This window comes from Streptomyces sp. S4.7, from assembly GCF_010384365.1.
Classification (GTDB): Bacteria; Actinomycetota; Actinomycetes; order Streptomycetales; family Streptomycetaceae; genus Streptomyces.
The window spans coordinates 1860948-1881147 of record NZ_CP048397.1; the positions used below are offsets into that span (position 1 = coordinate 1860948).

Here is a 20200-nt window from a genome sequence, read left to right on the forward strand (position 1 = left end):
CGACGAAACAGCGGCCGAACACCAGCCGCCGCCCGGTCTTCGACCGCGCCCGGCGCACATGCATGGAGGACGTGACGTGGCGAACGACGCCAGCACCGTTTTCGACCTAGTGATCCTCGGCGGCGGTAGCGGCGGTTACGCCGCGGCGCTGCGCGGAGCGCAGCTGGGCCTGGACGTCGCACTGATCGAGAAGAACAAGCTCGGCGGCACCTGCCTGCACAACGGCTGCATCCCCACAAAGGCCCTGCTGCACGCCGGCGAGATCGCCGACCAGGCGCGCGAGTCCGAGCAGTTCGGGGTCAAGGCCACCTTCGAGGGCATCGACATCGAGGGTGTCCACAAGTACAAGGACGAGGTCGTCTCCGGCCTCTACAAGGGTCTTCAGGGTCTGGTCGCCTCCCGCAAGGTGACCTACATCGAGGGTGAGGGGCGGCTCTCCTCCCCGACCTCCGTCGACGTCGACGGCCGCCGCGTCCAGGGCCGTCACGTCCTGCTCGCCACCGGTTCCGTACCGAGGTCGCTGCCCGGCCTGGACATCGACGGCGAGCGGATCATCTCCTCGGACCACGCGCTGAAGCTGAACCGCGTCCCGGAGTCGGCGATCGTCCTGGGCGGCGGTGTCATCGGCGTCGAGTTCGCCTCGGCGTGGAAGTCCTTCGGCACGGACGTGACCGTCATCGAGGGCCTCAAGCACCTCGTACCGGTCGAGGACGAGAACAGCTCCAAGCTCCTGGAGCGTGCCTTCCGCAAGCGCGGTATCAAGTTCAACCTCGGCACCTTCTTCGAGAAGGCCGAGTACACGCAGGACGGTGTGCGCGTCACGCTGGCCGACGGCAAGACCTTCGAGGCGGAGGTGCTGCTGGTCGCGATCGGCCGCGGCCCCGTTTCGCAGGGCCTCGGCTACGAGGAGCAGGGCGTCGCGATGGACCGCGGCTTCGTGCTCGTCGACGAGTACATGCGTACGAACGTGGAGACGATCTCGGCCGTCGGCGACCTCGTCCCGACGCTCCAGCTCGCGCACGTCGGCTTCGCCGAGGGCATCCTCGTGGCGGAGCGGCTGGCGGGCCTGCACACCGTCCCCGTCGACTACGACGGCGTGCCCCGGGTGACGTACTGCCACCCCGAGGTCGCCTCCGTCGGTATCACCGAGGCCAAGGCCAAGGAGATCTACGGTGCGGACAAGGTCGTCGCTCTGAAGTACAACCTGGCGGGCAACGGCAAGAGCAAGATCCTGAAGACCGCGGGCGAGATCAAGCTCGTCCAGGTCAAGGACGGTGCCGTGGTCGGCGTCCACATGGTCGGTGACCGTATGGGCGAGCAGGTCGGCGAAGCTCAGCTGATCTACAACTGGGAGGCTCTGCCGGCCGAGGTCGCGCAGCTCATCCACGCGCACCCGACGCAGAACGAAGCCCTCGGCGAGGCCCACCTGGCCCTGGCCGGCAAGCCGCTCCACTCCCACGACTGATGCGTCAGTCCGGGCGCGACGACCACTACCGCACTTCCCCTCGCTCGGCGCTCCGCGCAAGCTGGGGAGATCCCACCGTTAGGAGCAACTGAGACCATGGCGGTTTCCGTAACCCTGCCGGCGCTCGGCGAGAGCGTCACCGAGGGCACAGTCACCCGCTGGCTGAAGGCCGAGGGCGAGCGCGTCGAGGCCGACGAGCCGTTGCTGGAGGTCTCCACCGACAAGGTCGACACCGAGATCCCCGCGCCCGCCGCCGGGGTCCTGGCCTCGATCAAGGTCGCCGAGGACGAGACGGTCGAGGTCGGCGCCGAGCTGGCCGTGATCGACGACGGTTCGGGCGGCGAGGCCGCCGCCGAGGCGCCGCAGCAGGCCGCGGCTCCGGCCGAGGCCGCGCCCGCTCCGGAGGCTCAGGAGGCTCCGGCGGCTCAGGAGGCTCCGGCCGCCGAGACCGAGGCCCCGGCGCCCGCGCCGGCCGCCGAGGCGCCGGCCGGCGGCTCCGCCGAGGGCACCGACGTCACCCTCCCGGCGCTCGGCGAGAGCGTCACCGAGGGCACCGTCACCCGCTGGCTCAAGGAGGTCGGCGACTCCGTCGAGGCCGACGAGCCGCTGCTGGAGGTCTCCACCGACAAGGTCGACACCGAGATCCCCGCGCCGGTCTCCGGTGTGCTGCTGGAGATCGTGGTCGCCGAGGACGAGACCGCCGAGGTCGGCGGGAAGCTGGCCGTGATCGGCGCCGAAGGTGCCGCTCCGGCGGCTGCCCCGGCACCGGCTCCGGCCGCGCCGAAGGAGGAGGCTCCGAAGCAGGAGGCCCCCGCCCCCGCACCGGCCCCGGCCGCCCCGAAGCAGGAAGCGCCGAAGCAGGAAGCGCCGAAGCAGGAAGCCCCTGCTCCGGCTCCCGCCCCGGCCGCCCCGAAGCAGGAGGCACCGGCGCCCGCGCCGGCCGCCGCCCCTGCCCCGTCGGCACCCGCCGCTCCCGCCGCCGGTCCGGGTGACGAGGGCGCGTACGTGACCCCGCTCGTGCGCAAGCTCGCCGCCGAGAACGGCGTCGACCTGGCCTCGGTCAAGGGCACCGGCGTCGGTGGCCGCATCCGTAAGCAGGACGTCGTCGCCGCCGCGGAGGCCGCCAAGGCCGCCGCCCAGGCCCCGGCGCCCGCCGCCGCTCCGGCTCCCGCCGCGTCGAAGGCCCCCAAGCTGGAGGTCTCCCCGCTGCGTGGCCAGACGATCAAGATGCCGCGCATGCGCAAGGTCATCGGCGAGAACATGATGAAGGCGCTGCACGGCCAGGCGCAGCTGACCTCGGTCGTCGAGATCGACATCACCAAGCTGATGCGGCTGCGCGCGCAGGCCAAGGAGGGCTTCGCCGCCCGTGAGGGCGTCAAGCTGTCCCCGATGCCGTTCTTCGTCAAGGCCGCGGCCCAGGCGCTGAAGGCGTACCCGGTGGTCAACGCCCGTATCAACGAGGACGAGGGCACCATCACGTACTTCGACTCGGAGAACATCGGCATCGCCGTGGACTCCGAGAAGGGTCTGATGACGCCGGTCATCAAGGACGCGGGCGACCTGAACCTCGCCGGCATCGCCAAGAAGACCGCCGAGCTGGCGGGCAAGGTCCGCGGCAGCAAGATCACGCCGGACGAGCTGTCCGGTGCGACCTTCACCATCAGCAACACGGGCTCGCGCGGCGCCCTGTTCGACACGATCATCGTGCCCCCGAACCAGGTCGCCATCCTGGGCATCGGCGCGACGGTCCGCCGTCCGGTGGTCATCAACCACCCGGACCTCGGCGAGACGATCGCGGTGCGCGACATGGTCCACGTCGTGCTCTCCTACGACCACCGCCTGGTGGACGGCGCGGACGCCGCCCGCTACCTGACGGCGGTCAAGGGGATCCTGGAAGCGGGCGAGTTCGAGGTGGAGCTGGGCCTGTAGTCAGCATCCGTACGGCACGTCCGTATGTCACGACGGCGCCCCCGCCCGGAGAGATCCGGCCGGGGGCGCCGTCGCGTAAAGGTCTCGTTGTCCCTCAGTCATGATCCCCCTGGCCGCCCGTCCGGGAGAGGTAACCTCGGCCACGGCCATCCGAAGGAGCCCCGTCATGATCTCGCCCGTCGTCCACTCGCTGCGCGAACAGATCCGCGAGCACATCGTGGAGGGCATCGTCAGCGGACGCTGGAAGCCGGGTGAGCGGATCGTCGAACGGCGGATCGCGACCGAGCTGGCGGTCAGTCAGACACCCGTACGTGAGGCGCTGCGCGAGCTGGAGTCGCTGCGGCTGATCGAGTCCGCGCCCAACAAGGGCGTACGCGTACGGAATCTGACCGCCGCCGATCTCGAGGAGAGCTACCCCGTGCGGGCCGGTCTGGAGCAGATCGCCGCCGAGCTGGCCGCCGAGCGGCTGGCCGCCGACACCTCCGCCCTGGAGCCGCACGTGACGGCGCTGTACGAGGCCGACCGGCGGGCCGACGGGACCGCGCAGGTGCGGCACACCGTCGACTTCCACCGCGAGCTGGTGCGCGCCGCCGGGAACAGCGTCCTGCTGCACACCTGGGAAGGGCTCGGCATCGAGGTGTTCACGGCGCTGTCCATCCGGTGGCTCGGCACCGTCCAGAAGTCTTACGCGGAGGAGCACCAGGAACTGGTGGAGGCGTTCCGGCGCCGGGATCCGCTCATCGGCGCACTGGTGAGGGACCACGTGCTCGGATGCGCACCGCGGGCCTGATCGACCGCCCGTTTCGTTCCGTTTTGCGGCGTCACTGCGTGCCCTGCCCACCGGCACTGGATGCCAATTTCTGCAGATCATGAAATTTTGCCGTCAACTCTTTGATCGATCATCGATCAGCGACTTACAGTCGTTGACGGGCTGTACCCCAGCCCTTCGCCCTGTCCTGCCAGACAAGGCTCCTCTCCACTCTCTCTCCACCCCCTCCTGTGTGACCGGAAGGCGGCGACCATGCCCGACCCCGTAGGCAAGCTTCCGAGCGAGCTCGACCAGCTCCCGGACCGCGACGCCGAGGAAACCGCCGAGTGGGCGGCCTCACTCGACGCCGTCACCGAGCACGCGGGCCCGCACCGTGCGGCGTACCTGATGCGGCGCACGCTCCAGCACGCCGAGCGCGGCGGGGTTCGACTGCCCGCTCTGCTGGAGACGGACTATGTGAACACCATCCCCACCGCCGCCGAGCCCGCCTTCGACGGCGACGAGGCGATGGAGACCCGCATCGCCGCGTGGAACCGCTGGAACGCCGCCGCGATGGTCACCCGTGGCTCGCGCCTGGGCGTGGGCGGCCACATCGCCACCTTCGCCTCGGCCGCGTGGCTCTACGAGACGGGCTTCAACCACTTCTTCCGCGGCAAGGAGGGGGACGGTTCCGGTGACCAGCTCTACATCCAGGGCCACGCCTCCCCCGGTATCTACGCCCGCGCGTTCCTCGACGGCCGGCTCACCGAGGAGCACCTCGACAACTTCCGTCAGGAGGCGGGTGGCAAGGGCCTCCCCTCCTATCCGCACCCGCGGCGGCTGCCCTGGCTCTGGGAGTTCCCCACCGTCTCCATGGGTCTCGGCCCGCTCTCCGCGATCTACCAGGCGCGCTTCAACCGCTACCTGACGAACCGCAGGATCAAGGACACCTCCGCCTCCCACGTATGGGCGTTCCTCGGCGACGGAGAGATGGACGAGCCCGAGTCGACGGCGGCACTCGCCCTCGCGGCCCGCGAAGGGCTCGACAACCTCACCTTCGTCATCAACTGCAACCTCCAGCGCCTCGACGGCCCCGTCCGCGCCAACTTCAAGATCGTGCAGGAGCTGGAGTCCCAGTTCCGCGGCGCCGGCTGGAACGTCGTCAAGTCCCTGTGGGGCTCCGCCTGGGACGAGCTGTTCGCGCTCGACACCACGGGCGCCCTCGTACGGCGGCTGCGCGAGGTGCCGGACGCGCAGTTCCAGACGTACGCGACCCGCGACGTCGCCTACATCCGTGAGCACTTCTTCGGCGCCGAGCCCGCGCTCGCCGAGCTGGCGAAGCTGCTGACCGACGCGAAGATCGACGAGTGCTTCCACAGCTCGCGCGGCGGCCACGAGGCCCGCAAGGTCTACGCGGCCTACCGCGCCGCGCTCGCCCACAAGGGCGCGCCGACCGTGGTCCTCGCCCAGACGGTGAAGGGCCACACGCTCGGCACCGGCTTCGAGTCGCGCAACGCCAACCACCAGATGAAGAAGCTCTCGGGCGACCAGTTCCGCACCATGCGGGACCTGCTCGGACTTCCCATCCCCGACTCCGAGCTGAACGACGAGCTGGTGCCGTACGGCCACCCCGGCGCCGACTCCCCCGAAGTCCGCTATCTGCAGGAGCGGCGTGCGGAGCTCGGCGGGCCCGCCCCGGCCCGCCGAGTGCATGCCGTCGCCCTGCCCGAGCCCTCCGAGAAGGCGTTCCAGTCCGTCTACAAGGGCTCCGGAAAGCAGTCGGTCGCCACGACCATGGCGTTCGTCCGGCTGGTCAAGGACCTGATGCGGGACAAGGAGACCGGCCGGCGCTGGGTCCCGATCGTCCCCGACGAGGCGCGTACGTTCGGTATGGAGGCGCTGTTCCCGTCGGCCGGCATCTACTCGCCGCTGGGCCAGACGTACGACCCGGTCGACCGCGACCAGATCATGTACTACAAGGAGGCCAAGGACGGCCAGATCCTCAACGAGGGGATCACCGAGGCCGGTTCGATGGCCGACTTCATCGCCGCCGCGACGTCGTACGCGACGCACGGCGAGACGATGATCCCGTTCTACATCTTCTACTCGATGTTCGGCTGGCAGCGCACGGGCGACCAGATGTGGCAGCTCGCCGACCAGCTCGGCAAGGGCTTCATCGTCGGCGCGACGGCCGGCCGTACGACCCTGACGGGCGAGGGCCTCCAGCACGCGGACGGCCACTCGCACCTGCTCGCGGCGACGAACCCGGCCTCGCTCAACTACGACCCGGCGTTCGCGTACGAGATCGCGGTCATCGTCAAGGACGGCCTGCGGCGGATGTACGGCCAGGCCGCCCCCGGCGAGGACTCGGACGTCTTCTACTACCTCACCGTCTACAACGAGCCGATGCCGCAGCCCGCCATGCCCGAGGGCGTGGAGGAGGGCATCGTCAAGGGCCTCTACCGCTTCAAGGAGGGCGTGCCCGCCAAGGCGGACTCGCCGAGGCTCCAGCTGCTCGCCTCCGGCACGGCCATCCACTGGGTCCTCAAGGCGCAGGAACTGCTCGCCGCCGAGTGGGGTGTCACGGCCGACGTCTGGTCGGCGACGTCCTGGGGCGAGCTGCGCAGGGACGCCCTGGAGGCCGACGAGGCGCTGCTACGGGGCGAACTGCGCACGCCGTACGTGACACAGGCCCTGGAGGGGGCACCGGGCCCGGTGCTGGCCGTCAGCGACTGGATGCGCCAGGTGCCCGACCAGATCAGCCAGTGGGTCGAGCAGGACTACTCCTCGCTCGGTACGGACGGCTTCGGCCTCTCCGACACACGTGAGGCGGCCCGCCGTCACTTCGGTGTGGACGCGCACTCGATCACGGTCGCGGCGCTGGCGCAGCTCGCGCGGCGCGGCGAGGTGCCCGCGTCGGCGGTCAAGGAGGCGCGGGAGCGCTACGGCCTCTGAAGGACGCCTCGTCCGTAAGGAAGCGGCTTCCGTCCGGCCCCTCGTGGCCGGGCGGAAGCCGCTTCCTTAGAGGGTTCCTCATGGGGTTCTCCATGAGGAACCCTCTGAGGTCGTGTCCACGGCATGCTTGACCCTGACACCGTGTGAACCCGTGCAGTAGGGAACGTCATGTTCACCATCGGAGACTTCGCCAGGCACGGCCGTGTGTCGGCCCGCATGCTGCGTCACTACGACGCGATCGGGCTGCTGCGCCCCACCCGCACCGACCCGTTCAGCGGGTACCGCTACTACACAGCGGGGCAGCTCGCCGAACTCAACCGGATCATCGCCCTCAAGGATCTCGGCTTCACGCTCCAGCAGGTGCGGGAGATCCTGGAGGGCCGTGTGGGCCCGGACGAGCTGCGCGGGATGCTCACGCTGCGGCGGGCCGAGCTGGAAGCGGCGATGGCGGCTGCGGCCGCCAGGCTGGGCCAGGTCGAGGCGCGGCTCCGGTCGATCGAGAGTGAGGGGCACATGCCCACCGAGGACGTCGTCGTCAAGAGCATCCCCGCGGTACGGGTGGCCGAACTGTCCGCCGTGGCCGCCAGTTTCGAACCCCAGGACATCGGCCCCGTCATCGGCCCTCTGTACGAGGAGCTGTTCCGGCGTCTGGAGGCGGCCGGGGTGCCGGGCACAGGGCCCGGCATCGCCTATTACGAGGACGTGCCGGACGGCGACGGCGCGGTCGTCGTGCACGCCGCTCTCACGGTCTCCGCCGAACCCGATCCCGCCCACGGCTTCCACATCGTCGACCTGCCCCCCGTCGAGCGCGCGGCGGTGATCGTGCACCGCGGCCCGATGGACGCGGCGGTCGGCGACATGCTCCGTACGGAACAGATCCTGGCCGCCTGGAAGGACGCGGGCGGCCATGTCTCGGCCGGATACCCGCGCGAGGTCAGTCTCGAATGCCCGCCGGACCGCGAGAAGTGGGTGACGGAGATCCAGGAACCCCTGGCGTAGCCCGGTCGGTCCGGGCGCACCGCGTCGTCCGTGGACAATGGCTCCATGCGTGCTGCCCGGCTGATCAAGATGGTGCTGCTCCTCCAGTCGCGGCCCTCCATGACCGGTGCCGAGCTGTCACGGGAGCTGGAGGTGTCCGAGCGGACCGTCACACGCGACGCGCTGGCCCTCTCCGAGGCCGGGGTGCCTGTCTACTCGGACCGCGGGCGTTCGGGCGGCTACCGGCTCGTCGGCGGCTACCGCACCCGCCTGACGGGACTGGCACGCGGCGAGGCGGAGGCCCTGTTCCTCTCCGGGCTGCCGAACGCGCTCCGCGAGATGGGCCTTGAGGACGCGGCGTCCGCCGCCCGGCTGAAGGTGTCGGCGGCGCTGCTCCCCTCGCTGCGGGGCGCGTCGGACTCGGCTGCGCAGCGGTTCCACCTGGACGCCCCCGGCTGGTACAAGGAGCCCCAGACGCCGGAACTGCTGCCGGCCGTCGCCGAGGCCGTGTGGGACGACCGCACCGTCGTGGCCCGCTACCGGCGCCAGGACACCGAGGTGGAGCGGGAGCTGGCACCGTACGGACTCGTGCTCAAGGCGGGCGTCTGGTATCTCTGCGCCCGCGTCGACACGTCCTTCCGGGTCTACCGGATCGACCGCTTCACGGAGATAACGCTCTCGCAGGAGCGCTTCGAACGGGACGAGTCCTTCGACCTGCCCGCCTTCTGGGACGAGCGGGCCGCGCAGTTCACCCGGTCCATCCTCCGTACGGAGGTGGTGCTCCGGCTCTCCCCGGAGGGCCTGCGCCAACTGCCGCATCTGACCGACCGGGCTTCGGCCCGGGAGGCGGCGGAGGCGGCCGGCCCGCCGGACGGGGACGGCTGGACGACCCTCACGCTTCCGGTCGAGTCGGCCGACGTGGCGTTCACCCAGCTCCTCGCCTTCGGCCCGGAGCTGGAGGTGGTGGAGCCGGCGGAGCTGCGCGCCCGCTTCGCCGACTCCGCCGAGCGCACCGCGCGTCTCTACCGGTAGCCGTCCATGGAGACCTCCGTACCGGGCGCCGCCGCCTCGGCCGCCATGTACGCCCACACGTCCGGCCGGCTGCCGTCCGCGTCCGTGACGCCGTACTCCTTCGCCAGCTGCCCGCTGGAGAGCGCCTGCCCCGCCCAGCGCTCCCGCTCCGGGTCGGCGGCGAGCGCCGCGATGCCCCGGCCCACGTAGACGGGCGTCTCCGAGAGCGCGAAGTGCCGGTGGGCCTTGATTCCGTCCCGCCAGTTCTCCTCGGTGATGCCGAAGCCGTCGAGCATCTCCTCGGAGCGCATGAAGCCGGGGGTGACCGCGACCGCCGTGCCGCCCACGCTCCTCAACTCCTCGGCCAGCAGGTAGGCCATCCGGATCGGGGCGTTCTTGGCGAGGTCGTAGTAGAGGTTGTTGCGCGGTGTCCTGTTCGACTCGGCCGTCCCGTCGGTGACCTCGACGACCAGCCCGCCGGGCTGCCGTACCAGCAGCGGCAGCGCGACGGAGCTGGTGATCAAATGGGTCTTCACCCCCAGATCGAGCATCCGCAGGCCGCGCTCCAGATCGAGTTCCCAGACCGGGGTGTCGAAGTCCAGGAGCTTGTTCCCGCCCCACACGTCGTTGACCAGCACATCCAGCCGGCCCTGCTCCCGGTCGATCCGCTCCACCAGGGCCCGTACCCGCTCGATCTCCAGATGGTCGGTCGGTACGGCGATGCCCTCGCCGCCCGCGCGGGTGACCAGCTCGGCGGTCTCCTCGATGGTCTCCGTGGCCCGCCCCACCTCGCTGACCTTCTCCCGCGTGGTGCGCCCCGTCACGTACACCGTCGCCCCCGCGGCGCCGAGCTCCACGGCGATCGCCCGCCCCGCGCCCCGGGTGGCCCCGGCGACCAGCGCGATCTTTCCCGTCAGTGGCTTGTCGTGGTTGTCGGTCATCCCGCCGGCTCCCTCTCAGTCGATCTCTCCCGGTGATCGTTCCACGCAAAGGAGACATCTTCTGTCCGGCTTCATCGCCCCGCGCGGCGCGGATGCCCCGCTTTCCGCACTCCGCGTGCGCCGCCCCTCGCCAAGCACGATGCTGTACCCGTGACCGACGAGACGGAGTTCTGGGCGATCATCGACACCACGCGCGAGGCGGCCGGTGGCGATCCCGACGAGCACGCCGATCTCCTCGTGGAGCGGTTGCTCCAGCTGGACCCCGACTCGGTCCTGGACTTCGCCCGGCACTTCGAGACCCGCTACAACCGCGCCTACCACTGGGATCTGTGGGCGGCCGCCGCGATCCTCCTCGGCGGCGCGAGCGACGACGCGTTCGACTACTTCCGCTGCTGGCTCATCGGCCAGGGCCGGGAGGTGTTCGAGGGCGCCGTGCACGAGCCGGACAGTCTCGTCGAACTCGTCGACGAGTTCGACGAGGAGATCGACGGTGACGGCGAGGAGCTGGGGTACGCGGCCGACGAGGCGTACGAACAGCTCACCGGAGCGGTCGCGCCCGATCTGGGGGTCGCCCCGCAGGCCCCGGAGCCCGAGGGCACACCCGTCGACTTCGAGGACCCACAGGCGCTGGCCGACCGGCTGCCCCGTCTGTGGGAGCGGTTCGGCGTCGACTGACCGCCCCGCGTTCCGCCGTCAGGCGTCCAGCGAACGCCCCATGAGCACGTCGTCGACGTAACCGCGGTCCAGGAAGAACTCCCCCGGCAGCACGCCCTCCACCACGAACCCCTCCGACTCGTAGAGAGCGCGCGCCGGTTTGTTGTGCCCGAGCACGCGCAGCGTGATGCGCACCGCGCCCTCCGCGCGCGCCCGCTCCATCGCCGCCCGCAGCAGCAGCCGCGCCACGCCCCGGCCGCGCGCCCACTCGTGCACGGCGAGCCCCTGGATCTGCCTGACGTGCGCGTTGCAGGCCAGCGGGGTGGGCGCCACCAGCCGGAGATAGCCGGCGATCCGGCCGTCCGCCTCGGCGACCAGATAGTCACCGGGCCGGTGGCGCGTGTCGAAGAACGGCTCGAACGGCGGCTCCTGCCTGGGCGTCACCGCGTGCAGGAACGACCAGGTGTCGTGGTCGAGGCGGCTCAGGGCGTCGTCGTCCGAGGAGAGGGCGCCACGTATGTGCGGTTCCGGCATGGCACCAACTGTCCCGCGTGGTCGGGTACGGGCAGGATGGGTTCCATGAGGATCGCGATCACCGGCTCCAACGGGCTCATCGGCACGGCGCTCACGCGCTCCCTGCGAGCGGACGGACACGAGGTGGTCCGCCTGGTCCGGCACCCCTCCCGGGCGGGCGACGAGGTCGAGTGGGACCCGTCCCGCCAGTACGTCGACGTGGGCGGGCTGTACGGCTGCGAGGCCGTCGTCCACCTCGCGGGCGCGGGGGTCGCGGACCACCGGTGGACCGACGCGTACAAGAAGGAGATCAGGGACAGCCGGGTCCTTGGTACGGCGGCGATCGCCGAGGCCGTCGCGTCCCTCGACACCGCGCCGAAGGTCCTGGTGTGCGGGTCCGCCATCGGCTTCTACGGCGACACGGGCGAGCGCGCGGTGGACGAGTCGGCGCCGCCGGGCGAGGGGTTCCTGCCCTCCGTGTGCGTCGAGTGGGAGGACGCGGCGTCGGCCGCGTCGGACGCGGGCGTACGGACGGTGTTCGCCCGCACGGGGCTCGTCGTGGCCCGCGAGGGCGGCGCGTGGGGCCGGCTGTTCCCCATCTTCCGGGCGGGACTGGGGGGCCGGCTGGGCGACGGGCGGCAGTACTGGAGCTTCATCTCCCTGCACGACCATGTGGCGGCGCTGCGGCATCTGATCGACACGGAGTCCCTGTCGGGTCCGGTGAACCTCACCGCGCCCGAGCCGGTGACCAACCGCGAGGTCACGGCGGCGATGGGTCGCGTGCTGCGCCGGCCGACGCTCTTCGCGGTGCCGTCGGTGGCGCTGAAGGTGGCGCTGGGTGAGTTCTCGGAGGACGTCCTGGGAAGCCAACGGGTGCTGCCGGGGCGGTTGCTGGAGTCGGGGTTCACGTTCGCGTTCCCGAAGATCGACGAGTCGATCCTCGCGGCGGTGCGCGTGTAGCGCGAGGTTGCGGGGTCTCGTTGACCGGGTCCGCGCCGTGCGGGCCGTCCGCGCCGTGCGGGCCGTTTTGGCCTCAATCGCCGGCCGGGCTCGGGGTGGGCGGTGGTGGCCGGGTGCCGCTCCGGGGTCATGCCCGGACGGCGTGATTTACGGCGCGTGCAAGGCTCGTTGGCGTATAGGGAACCGGGCTTCTCACGCGCCACAAATCAGCCTGAGTGTCCGGACACGACCCCTGCGCGTCCCCCTTCCATCCCGCGGGAGAGGGGACGGTGGGGTGACCCGTGACGGCGCGAGGGGGGCGGGGGCGCAGGAGGGGTGTGTTCGGACACTCAGGCTGATTTGTGGCGCGTGAACAAGATGGGTCGGCAGGTCCAACGAGCCCTGCACGCGCCGTAAAGCACGCCGTCCGGACACACCCCTCCAAAGACCCCGAACCCCGAACCCCGACCGGGAGCGCCGACCCGCAGCCAAGACCCCGGACACCCCCCACCCCGCCGGACGGCAACCCGTGCGCCCCACACGCATCCGTGCTGACCCCACTGCGCGACTGTGAACGGCCGGTTCCCTTCCTAGTCTCGAGCCGCACTCGGGTATTCCCTGAGTGGGGCCGGGGCATCAGCCCGGGACCGCACAGCCGCGCCGACCTCGGGGAGGGGCACGTGCTCAGCACAGAACATCACGCGGACGTCGTCATCATTGGCGCCGGAATCGCCGGCCTGTCGGCAGCTCACCAGCTGACCCGCGCGGGCGTAACAGTCAGCGTCCTGGAGGCCGCCCCTCACATCGGCGGCAGGATGGCCACCGAGAACCTCGACGGCTTCCGGCTCGACCGCATCGGCCAGTTGCTCAACACCTCTTACCCGGAACTGATCCGCACCCCCGCGCTCCGCGACGTCTCCCTACGGACGTTCTCTCCGGGCGTGCTCGTCCACAGCGAGGGCCGGCGCCATCGCGCGGGCGTCACCGTCACCGCGGGGAGCGCACGGGGCGCACTCACCGCCGCACGCGCCCTGGCAAGCGCCCCACGCGCCAGGACCGTAAGGAGCCGCGTCACGGGGGCCAGGGCCGCCACCCGTCCGGGCTCCCGCCCCCCGCTGGGCAACGCGCTCGACCAGGCCCGTCTCCACGCGGCCCTCGGCCGTCTCGCGACCACCCCGGTGACCCGGCTGCTGGCCCGCCCCGAACGCCCCGCGCTCGCCGCGCTGTCCGCGCGCGGTCTGCCCGCGCGGACGGTCGACGGCTTCGTACGCCCGCTCCTCTCCGCACTGCTCTGCGACCCGGACCTCACCACGTCCAGCCGCTGCGCCGACCTGGCTCTGCGCAGCTTCGCCCGGGGCCGGCTGTGCGTCCCCGAGGGCGGCGCCGCCGCCCTGCCGGAGCTGCTGGCGGCCACGCTGCCGCCCGGCACGGTGCGGACCGGTGTGTGCGTGACGGACGCGTCGATCAGCTCCGTCGGTACGAAGGAGCACGGCGAGATCACCTGCCGCTCACTGCTCGTCGCGACGGGCGCCCGCGCCGCCGCCGAGCTGCTGCCGGGGCTGCGGGTGCCGGGCTTCCATCCCGTGACGGTCCTCCACCACACGGCCCCCGCACCCCCGTTGACCGATCCCGCTCTGCTCCTGGACGGGGACCGGCGCGGCGGCCCGGTGGCGCACACGACCGTCATGAGCGCGGTGGACCCGTCGCGCGCCCCGGCCGGCCGGACGCTGATCTCCTCGACGGTGCTCGGGCTCCGTACGCCGCCCCCCGGGGCGGAACTCGACGGCGCGGTCCGCGCCCATCTGGCCACGCTGTACGGCTCGCCGACCGACGACTGGGAGCTGCTGGCCGTCCAGCACGACCCGGAGGCGGTCCCCGCCATGCCGGCGCCGCACGATCTGCGCCGTCAGGTGCGGCTGCTGTCGGGGCTGTACGTGTGCGGGGACCACCGCGACACCAGCACCGTCCAGGGCGCGCTCTCGTCGGGCCGCAGGGCCGCGTACGCGATCCTGGACGACCTGGGCGTACGGCCGGACCATGGGACGCTGCAGATCCCCACAGCGGCGTAGCGGGCCCGTGACGCCCTCCTGGACGCCTCTCAGCCGAACGCCGCGATCCGGTCGCGGTAGGTGCGTACGGCGGCCGCGTCCCGGTAGGGCTCCAGCCGCCGCTCGAAGTCCCGTACGTAGTCCACCGCGCGTGCCGAGCGGATCTCCGTCGCCTGCTGCGCCGCCTCCGCGCCCAGCGCGCACGCCTGCTCCAGTTCGCCGAGTCCCAGCCGGGCGGAGGCGAGCACCACCCGGCAGAAGAGGCGGCTGCGCGCGAACCCGGGTGCCCGTAGCTGAAGTGAGCGCTCCGCGTGCTGGACGGCCGCGCGGTACTGCTGGAGATCGCGGTAGCTGTGCCCGAACTCGTCGGCGAGCTGCCCTTCGTCGAAGGACCGTGCCCAGTGCGGCACTTCGTCGCCGGGCCGGGCCGACTCCAGGGCGCGCTCGGCCCGTACGAGCGAGGCGGTGCACGCCCGCGGCTCCCCCAGCACGGCGTGTCCGCGCGCCTCGACCGAGTGCAGCAGCGACTGCACCACGGGCGGCGCGGCCGAGCCGACGCCCTGCTGGGCCACGCGGGCGAGCTGGACCGCCTCCCGGCCGTGTCCGAGGTAGACGGCCTGGCGGCTCATGGTGATCAGGACGAAGGAGCCGTACGCCCGGTCGCCCGCCGCCTGGGACAGCCGCAGCGCCTGCACGAAGTAGCGCTGCGCGAGACCGTGCGCGGCGATGTCGTACGAGGTCCAGCCGGCGAGTCTGGTCAGGTCGGCCGCGGCGGCGAACAGCCGGCGCCCGGTGGTCTCGCCGTACACGCCGCGCAGCATCGGCTCGCACTCGTGCTCCAGGTACCGGACGAGCGCCTGCCGGGCGTGGCCTCCGCCGTACGCCTGGTCGAGGGTGCGGAACAGCTCGCCGACGGAGCGCAGGGCCGCGATGTCACCGCCGCCGACCCGCTGTCCGGCGACGCGGTCCGTCTGCCGGGCCGGCGGGACACCTGCGGGGACGGCGGCCTGCCGGGGCGCGGTGGCGCGGCCCTGGGTGGGCACCCGGACACCCGCGGCGGCCGCCGCGCGGCTCGTACCGCCACCACCGGCACCACTGTCGCCGCCGCCTCCGTAGGAGCGTGTGCCGTACGACGGTGTCCCCGGCCCCGCGCCCCCGGCGAGCTGATGTCCGGTGGGCTGTCCCGGCACCTGCGCCGCCCCTCGGCCGGTCCCCTGCCCCGGCGTCCGGGGCGGGCCGGCGGCCGTCGTCGAGGCCGAGCCGTCGTGCCCGACCCGCTCGTCCGCGCGGCCGATCAGCCAGTCGCGGCTGGGCACGACGAGCCCCGCCGGGGTGAACGCGATCTTGCGCAGCTCCGCGTGGCTCCCCGAGTCCTTGCGCCAGAGTCCGCCGACGATGTCGACGGCTTCCTCGGGGGTCGCGGCGAATTCCAGCCCCGCGTAAACGGGCGCGCAGGCGTCCAGACCCAGGTCCTGGGCGGAGAGCCGGCGGCCGAGCCGGCGGGTGAAGACCTCGGCGATCAGTGCGGGCGTGGTGCCGCGTGGCTGCTGGCCGCGCAGCCAGCGGGTCACGGACGTTTTGTCGTACCGCAGGTCGAGGCCGTGTTCGAGCCCGAGCTGGTCCACCCGGCGGGCGAGCCCTGCGTTGGAGAAACCTGCTTCTGCGATGAGCGCGGCGAGCTGGCGGTTGGGGATGCGCTGCGGAGGTCGTTCCGACATCAGCTGTACGGTCTCCTGCCTTCCGGGCCCCGGGAGCAGCCCTCATGGAACGGCGCGAATTTAGCGGTCGGAGCTGCCCGCACCGTCACGTTCGTCCCACATTCATCCGATCGTGTGAGGATTGCGGCCTTGGCTGACGGGCCGCGCATACGGGTCCGGTGCGGCCCCCTGAGCCCTTCGGGCCTGCCCGACCGCTCCGGGGGACGCGGTCGTACAGTGGCTGGGGCGCGATACGTGCACCGTGCCCGGCTGTCGTGGGGACACCCCCGGATCCCGGGCACAGAGCGAGGGAGGCAATGCCCGTGAGTGAGCTGCGGTTCGTCCATCTGGGCTTCGGCGGCGACGCCGTCGAATACCGGGAGGCGTGGCAGAAGCAGCGCGAGGTCCACGTGGCCCGCTTCGCGGACGAGATCCCCGACACCTGCCTGCTGCTCGAACATCCGCCCGTCTACACGGCGGGGCGGCGTACGGAGGACAGTGAGCGCCCCCTCGACGGCACTCCCGTCGTGGACGTCGACCGCGGCGGCAAGATCACCTGGCACGGCCCCGGACAGCTCGTCGGCTATCCGATCCTGAAGCTGCCGCGTCCTGTGGATGTGGTGGCGCACGTACGCCGTCTTGAGGAGGCGCTGATCCGTACGGCGACCGACTTCGGCGTGGCGACGACACGGGTGGAGGGCCGCAGCGGCGTATGGGTGCTCGGCGATCCGGTGGAGGAGCGCCGGTCCGTGGGCGGTCTGTCGCTGGACTTCGACCCCCGGGTGAACGACGGGGAGTTCGACCCCCGGCTGAACGGACCCGAGTACGCCCCGTCCAACGCGGGCCAGCGCCGCGAGGACCGCAAGCTCGCCCAGATCGGCATCCGTGTCGCCAAGGGCGTGACGATGCACGGCTTCTCGATGAACGTGAACCCGGACAACACCTGGTTCGACAGGATCGTGCCGTGCGGGATCCGGGACGCGGGCGTGACGTCGCTCTCGTACGAACTGGGCCACGACCTCACCGTCGCGGAGGTGCTTCCCGTCGTGGAGCACCACCTGCGGGACGTGCTGGAGCACGCGGAGCCGCAACCCCGCGAGGTCGAGGCCGAGGCGCAAGCCCCGGCCCCGGCCGTCGAGCCGGCGCGCGCCTGACCCCGGTGGCCACCGCGGCGCACGGTCGCGCCCGGAGGGGGAATGCCCTTCACCGGCCACCGGTTGTCCCTGTGCCATGCGACGCCATGGCCACGTAGTACCAAGCAATCAACGGGCGTACTCTGGTCTTCGCCGAAGATTCGAATGCCGCGCCAGCAGAGAGAGGTGCCGGACGTGTCCGCTGTCGCACCCGACGGACGCAAGATGCTGCGCCTGGAGGTCCGGAACAGCCAGACCCCCATCGAGCGCAAGCCCGAGTGGATCAAGACCCGGGCGAAGATGGGGCCCGAGTACACCGCGATGCAGAAGCTCGTGAAGAGCGAGGGTCTGCACACCGTGTGCCAGGAGGCCGGCTGTCCCAACATCTACGAATGCTGGGAGGACCGCGAGGCGACCTTCCTCATCGGCGGCGACCAGTGCACGCGGCGTTGCGACTTCTGCCAGATCGACACGGGCAAGCCCGAGGCGCTGGACCGCGACGAGCCGCGCCGGGTCGGCGAGTCCGTCGTCACGATGGACCTGAACTACGCCACGATCACCGGCGTCGCGCGCGACGACCTGGCGGACGGCGGCGCGTGGCTGTACGCGGAGACCGTGCGCCAGATCCACGCGCAGACCGCCGGACGCGAAGCGGGCCGTACGAAGGTCGAACTCCTCATCCCCGACTTCAACGCGGAGGCCGACGCGCTCGCCGAGGTCTTCTCCTCGCGCCCCGAGGTGCTCGCGCACAACGTCGAGACGGTGCCGCGGATCTTCAAGCGGATCCGCCCCGGCTTCCGTTACGAGCGCTCCCTCGACGTCATCACCCAGGCCCGCGAGGCCGGTCTGATCACGAAGTCGAATCTGATCCTCGGCATGGGCGAGACCCGCGAAGAGGTCAGTGACGCGCTGCGGGATCTGCACGACGCGGGCTGCGAGCTGATCACCATCACGCAGTATCTGCGGCCCTCCGCGCGCCACCACCCCGTCGAACGGTGGGTGAAGCCGCACGAGTTCGTGGAGCTGAAGGACGAGGCCGACGCGATCGGCTACTCCGGTGTGATGTCGGGGCCGCTGGTCCGCTCCTCGTACCGCGCGGGGCGCCTTTTCCAGCAGGCGATGGAGCGCCGGGGCACGGAGTCCGTCCACCAGACGGTGTGAATCCGCCGGCCCGCGTCCGCCCGCTGCGCGCGCCCGCCGTGTGAATCCGAGCACAAGCGACTACTCGGCAGTAACGGCCGCATCGCCGCGGCCCGTACGCTCCCCGCAGGTCGGGGGCCACGTACGGGCCGCGCCGCTGTTCGGGGGCACGGCTTCGGGCATTCACGGCCGTTTGACCGCTTGGTCACGCACTGGTAACACCGTCGGGTAATCCTGATTAGTACGCACCGCGCACACCGGCTCCCGTACCGGAGCTCGTTCCCGTACCGGAACCCGCACCGGGCCCGAACCCGCTCGCGCCCCACTCCCGCACCGTCACCGCACTCGTTCCTAGGGGGGAACAGCCACCATGCAGGCCGCGCCGGTACGACCCGTCACCCAGGTGATGGCGGCAGCCAACCGCCCCACCGCCCTGCCCTCCGTCTCCCACGCCCTGCGCGCCGTCGAGTCGCTCCTCCTCAGCGGCGGCCAGCGCACGGCTCGCAGGAACGCCTGGACGGCCGTCCTGGAGGACCGCCGCAGGGCCAAGGACCGGGTCGAGGCGCAGCACGTACTGGAGGCCGTGTCGGGCCGCGCTTCCCGGGCCACGTAAACTTCCGTACATGGCGAGGAAGGAAAACGCAGACACTGCTGCGGAAACTGGGCGACTGAAGCAGATCGCTCTTACCTACAAGATGACCCGACGGGCCGACAAGAGGGTCGGTCTCGTCGTCGCGGGCGTGGGAATCGTCACCTTCGGTGTCCTCCTCGCGATCGGTTTTCTGGTCGGTCACCCCATTTACCTGGGCATTCTGGGCTTCATTCTGGCCTTCCTCGCGATGGCGATCGTCTTCGGACGCCGCGCCGAGCGTGCTGCCTTCGGACAGATGGAGGGCCAGCCGGGAGCGGCGGCGGCCGTGCTGGAGAACGTGGGCCGAGGCTGGTCCACAACCCCGGCGGTCGCGATGAACCGCAGCCAGGACGTGATCCACCGTGCGGTCGGCAAAGCCGGCATCGTGCTGGTGGCGGAGGGCAATCCGAACCGGCTCAAGAGCCTGCTGGCGGCCGAGAAGAAGAAGATGGCGCGCATCGTCATCGATGTGCCGGTGCACGACATCATCGTCGGCGACGGTGAGGGCCAGGTGCCGCTGAAGAAGGTCCGTACGACGATGCTCAAGCTGCCTCGGGTGCTCTCCGGTCCCCAGGTGACGGCGGCCAACGACCGGTTGCGGGCGATGGGCGACCTGATGAGCAACATGCCGCTGCCGAAGGGCCCGATGCCGAAGGGCATGCGGATGCCGCGCGGCGGAAAGATGCGCTGACCGGTCTCTCCGGTCTCCGGACACATGTGAGGGCGGCGCGGAACGCGAGTTCCCGCCGCCCTCTCCTATGTCCCGCTCCTATGTCCCGCGTCCGAAGACGCGCGGCGGACAGACCCTAGATGCGTACCTGTACGGCGCGGCCGAGCCGGTCGTGCAGCCCGCGCCCGTCCCGGTCCCAGATGAGGGCGGGTACGGCGAGGCACAGCAGCACGCTGCGGACCACGGCCCGTCCGAGGCCGAGCCGGTCGCGGCGCTCGGAGATGACCCGCAGCCCGAAGAGGCGCTTGCCGATCGTGGAGCCGACCGTCCCGACGGTCAGGATGTTCATGACCAGGAGGACGCCGATCGCGTAGTTGCTCGCCGACTGCGGGTTGTCCGCGAGGAGCCCGTACGCGATCAGCATGCACAGCGCCCAGTCGACGAAGAGCGCTCCGAAGCGCCGCCCGAGAGGGGCGGCGGAACCGGGGCCTTCCTTCGGCAGCCCGAGGCGCTCGCCCCGGTATCCGAAGTCCGCACCCATCTCCTCGGACGCCGCACGCGGTCCGGAGAGCCACGACCCGATTGCTTCCCTGTTGTCCACCAGAACACGGTACTGCGCGGGTGGGCGCGTACGGGGTCCCGGGGGTACGGGACGGGCCACGGGGTAGCCGTGGGACAGGAGACCGATCCCGTGCCGAGCCACCCGCCGGGCCGGTTGTTTCCGGCCGCGGTGGCCTGTCTGTGGAAC

Annotated in this window: 17 protein-coding genes; 13 read left to right on the forward strand and 4 right to left on the reverse strand. The window is 71.4% G+C overall.

All coding sequences use genetic code 11. The features are described from left to right. Positions 1 to 76 precede the first annotated feature (76 nt). From lpdA to SSPS47_RS08230, 6 genes are all read left to right on the forward strand, one after another. The gene (lpdA, locus tag SSPS47_RS08205) at positions 77 to 1465 is read left to right on the forward strand and encodes a dihydrolipoyl dehydrogenase (protein ID WP_164249857.1); all 1389 of its coding nucleotides are present in this window, start codon (positions 77 to 79) and stop codon (positions 1463 to 1465) included. 96 nt (positions 1466 to 1561) lie between these two features. Then, on the forward strand, positions 1562 to 3394 hold the full coding sequence (sucB, locus tag SSPS47_RS08210; RefSeq protein WP_164249859.1) for a 2-oxoglutarate dehydrogenase, E2 component, dihydrolipoamide succinyltransferase: 1833 nt from the start codon (positions 1562 to 1564) through the stop codon (positions 3392 to 3394). Positions 3395 to 3560: 166 nt separating this feature from the next. Beyond that, positions 3561 to 4184, forward strand: a complete 624-nt coding sequence (locus SSPS47_RS08215) for a GntR family transcriptional regulator (RefSeq protein ID WP_164249861.1) — start codon at positions 3561 to 3563, stop codon at positions 4182 to 4184. Between the two features lie 231 nt (positions 4185 to 4415). After that, the gene (gene aceE, locus SSPS47_RS08220; RefSeq protein WP_164249862.1) at positions 4416 to 7097 is read left to right on the forward strand and encodes a pyruvate dehydrogenase (acetyl-transferring), homodimeric type; all 2682 of its coding nucleotides are present in this window, start codon (positions 4416 to 4418) and stop codon (positions 7095 to 7097) included. 168 nt (positions 7098 to 7265) lie between these two features. Beyond that, on the forward strand, positions 7266 to 8096 hold the full coding sequence (locus SSPS47_RS08225) for a MerR family transcriptional regulator (protein WP_164249864.1): 831 nt from the start codon (positions 7266 to 7268) through the stop codon (positions 8094 to 8096). Positions 8097 to 8141: 45 nt separating this feature from the next. Further along, entirely contained in the window at positions 8142 to 9107 is a 966-nt protein-coding gene (locus SSPS47_RS08230) for a WYL domain-containing protein (RefSeq protein ID WP_164249866.1), read from the forward strand. On the opposite strand, the gene SSPS47_RS08235 is transcribed toward SSPS47_RS08230, so the two are convergent. After that, positions 9098 to 10027 carry an SDR family oxidoreductase gene (locus SSPS47_RS08235; protein ID WP_164249868.1) on the reverse strand — a complete coding sequence of 310 codons (930 nt, stop codon included), beginning with the start codon at positions 10025 to 10027 and terminating at the stop codon, positions 9098 to 9100. The genes SSPS47_RS08230 and SSPS47_RS08235 overlap by 10 nt on opposite strands. A 150-nt stretch (positions 10028 to 10177) precedes the next feature. Here SSPS47_RS08235 and SSPS47_RS08240 point away from each other — a divergent pair, with 150 nt between their 5' ends. After that, entirely contained in the window at positions 10178 to 10702 is a 525-nt protein-coding gene (locus SSPS47_RS08240) for a DUF4240 domain-containing protein (protein WP_164249870.1), read from the forward strand. Positions 10703 to 10720: 18 nt separating this feature from the next. Here the strand turns inward: SSPS47_RS08240 and SSPS47_RS08245 are convergent, their stop codons facing one another. Continuing rightward, positions 10721 to 11215, reverse strand: coding sequence for a GNAT family N-acetyltransferase (locus SSPS47_RS08245; protein ID WP_164249872.1), 495 nt, complete (start codon positions 11213 to 11215; stop codon positions 10721 to 10723). A gap of 36 nt (positions 11216 to 11251) precedes the next feature. On the opposite strand from SSPS47_RS08245, the gene SSPS47_RS08250 reads away from it, so the two are divergent. Together SSPS47_RS08250 and SSPS47_RS08255 are read left to right on the forward strand one after the other, a co-directional pair. Continuing rightward, positions 11252 to 12154, forward strand: a complete 903-nt coding sequence (locus tag SSPS47_RS08250) for a TIGR01777 family oxidoreductase (RefSeq protein WP_164249874.1) — start codon at positions 11252 to 11254, stop codon at positions 12152 to 12154. A 659-nt stretch (positions 12155 to 12813) separates the two neighbouring features. After that, positions 12814 to 14202, forward strand: coding sequence for an NAD(P)/FAD-dependent oxidoreductase (locus SSPS47_RS08255; protein WP_164249876.1), 1389 nt, complete (start codon positions 12814 to 12816; stop codon positions 14200 to 14202). 29 nt (positions 14203 to 14231) lie between these two features. Here SSPS47_RS08255 and SSPS47_RS08260 read toward each other — a convergent pair whose 3' ends face one another. Continuing rightward, positions 14232 to 15899, reverse strand: coding sequence for a regulator (locus SSPS47_RS08260; RefSeq protein WP_164249878.1), 1668 nt, complete (start codon positions 15897 to 15899; stop codon positions 14232 to 14234). 302 nt (positions 15900 to 16201) lie between these two features. Here SSPS47_RS08260 and lipB point away from each other — a divergent pair, with 302 nt between their 5' ends. From lipB to SSPS47_RS08280, 4 genes are all read left to right on the forward strand, one after another. Beyond that, positions 16202 to 17032, forward strand: a complete 831-nt coding sequence (gene lipB / locus SSPS47_RS08265; protein ID WP_164249880.1) for a lipoyl(octanoyl) transferase LipB — start codon at positions 16202 to 16204, stop codon at positions 17030 to 17032. 174 nt (positions 17033 to 17206) lie between these two features. After that, positions 17207 to 18172 (forward strand): lipoyl synthase, encoded by a 966-nt coding sequence (gene lipA / locus SSPS47_RS08270; protein ID WP_147872642.1) that lies wholly within the window; start codon positions 17207 to 17209, stop codon positions 18170 to 18172. Between the two features lie 385 nt (positions 18173 to 18557). Then, positions 18558 to 18764: a hypothetical protein gene (locus SSPS47_RS08275; protein ID WP_164254445.1), complete on the forward strand. Its 207-nt coding sequence runs from the start codon at positions 18558 to 18560 to the stop codon at positions 18762 to 18764. A gap of 10 nt (positions 18765 to 18774) precedes the next feature. Beyond that, a complete protein-coding gene (locus SSPS47_RS08280; protein WP_147872644.1) occupies positions 18775 to 19473 on the forward strand; it encodes a DUF4191 domain-containing protein in 699 nt (232 codons plus the stop codon). Positions 19474 to 19588: 115 nt separating this feature from the next. Here the strand turns inward: SSPS47_RS08280 and SSPS47_RS08285 are convergent, their stop codons facing one another. Further along, entirely contained in the window at positions 19589 to 20053 is a 465-nt protein-coding gene (locus SSPS47_RS08285) for an RDD family protein (protein WP_147872646.1), read from the reverse strand. Positions 20054 to 20200 lie beyond the last annotated feature (147 nt).

Coding starts and splice junctions, on each gene's coding strand:
- SSPS47_RS08245 (WP_164249872.1), bottom strand. CDS start 11,215: ATGCCGGAACCGCACATACGTGGCGCCCTCTCCTCGGACGACGACGCC.
- SSPS47_RS08275 (WP_164254445.1), top strand. CDS start 18,558: ATGGCGGCAGCCAACCGCCCCACCGCCCTGCCCTCCGTCTCCCACGCC.
- aceE (WP_164249862.1), top strand. CDS start 4,416: ATGCCCGACCCCGTAGGCAAGCTTCCGAGCGAGCTCGACCAGCTCCCG.
- SSPS47_RS08260 (WP_164249878.1), bottom strand. CDS start 15,899: ATGTCGGAACGACCTCCGCAGCGCATCCCCAACCGCCAGCTCGCCGCG.
- SSPS47_RS08225 (WP_164249864.1), top strand. CDS start 7,266: ATGTTCACCATCGGAGACTTCGCCAGGCACGGCCGTGTGTCGGCCCGC.
- SSPS47_RS08230 (WP_164249866.1), top strand. CDS start 8,142: ATGCGTGCTGCCCGGCTGATCAAGATGGTGCTGCTCCTCCAGTCGCGG.
- sucB (WP_164249859.1), top strand. CDS start 1,562: ATGGCGGTTTCCGTAACCCTGCCGGCGCTCGGCGAGAGCGTCACCGAG.
- SSPS47_RS08215 (WP_164249861.1), top strand. CDS start 3,561: ATGATCTCGCCCGTCGTCCACTCGCTGCGCGAACAGATCCGCGAGCAC.
- SSPS47_RS08250 (WP_164249874.1), top strand. CDS start 11,252: ATGGGTTCCATGAGGATCGCGATCACCGGCTCCAACGGGCTCATCGGC.
- SSPS47_RS08235 (WP_164249868.1), bottom strand. CDS start 10,027: ATGACCGACAACCACGACAAGCCACTGACGGGAAAGATCGCGCTGGTC.
- SSPS47_RS08280 (WP_147872644.1), top strand. CDS start 18,775: ATGGCGAGGAAGGAAAACGCAGACACTGCTGCGGAAACTGGGCGACTG.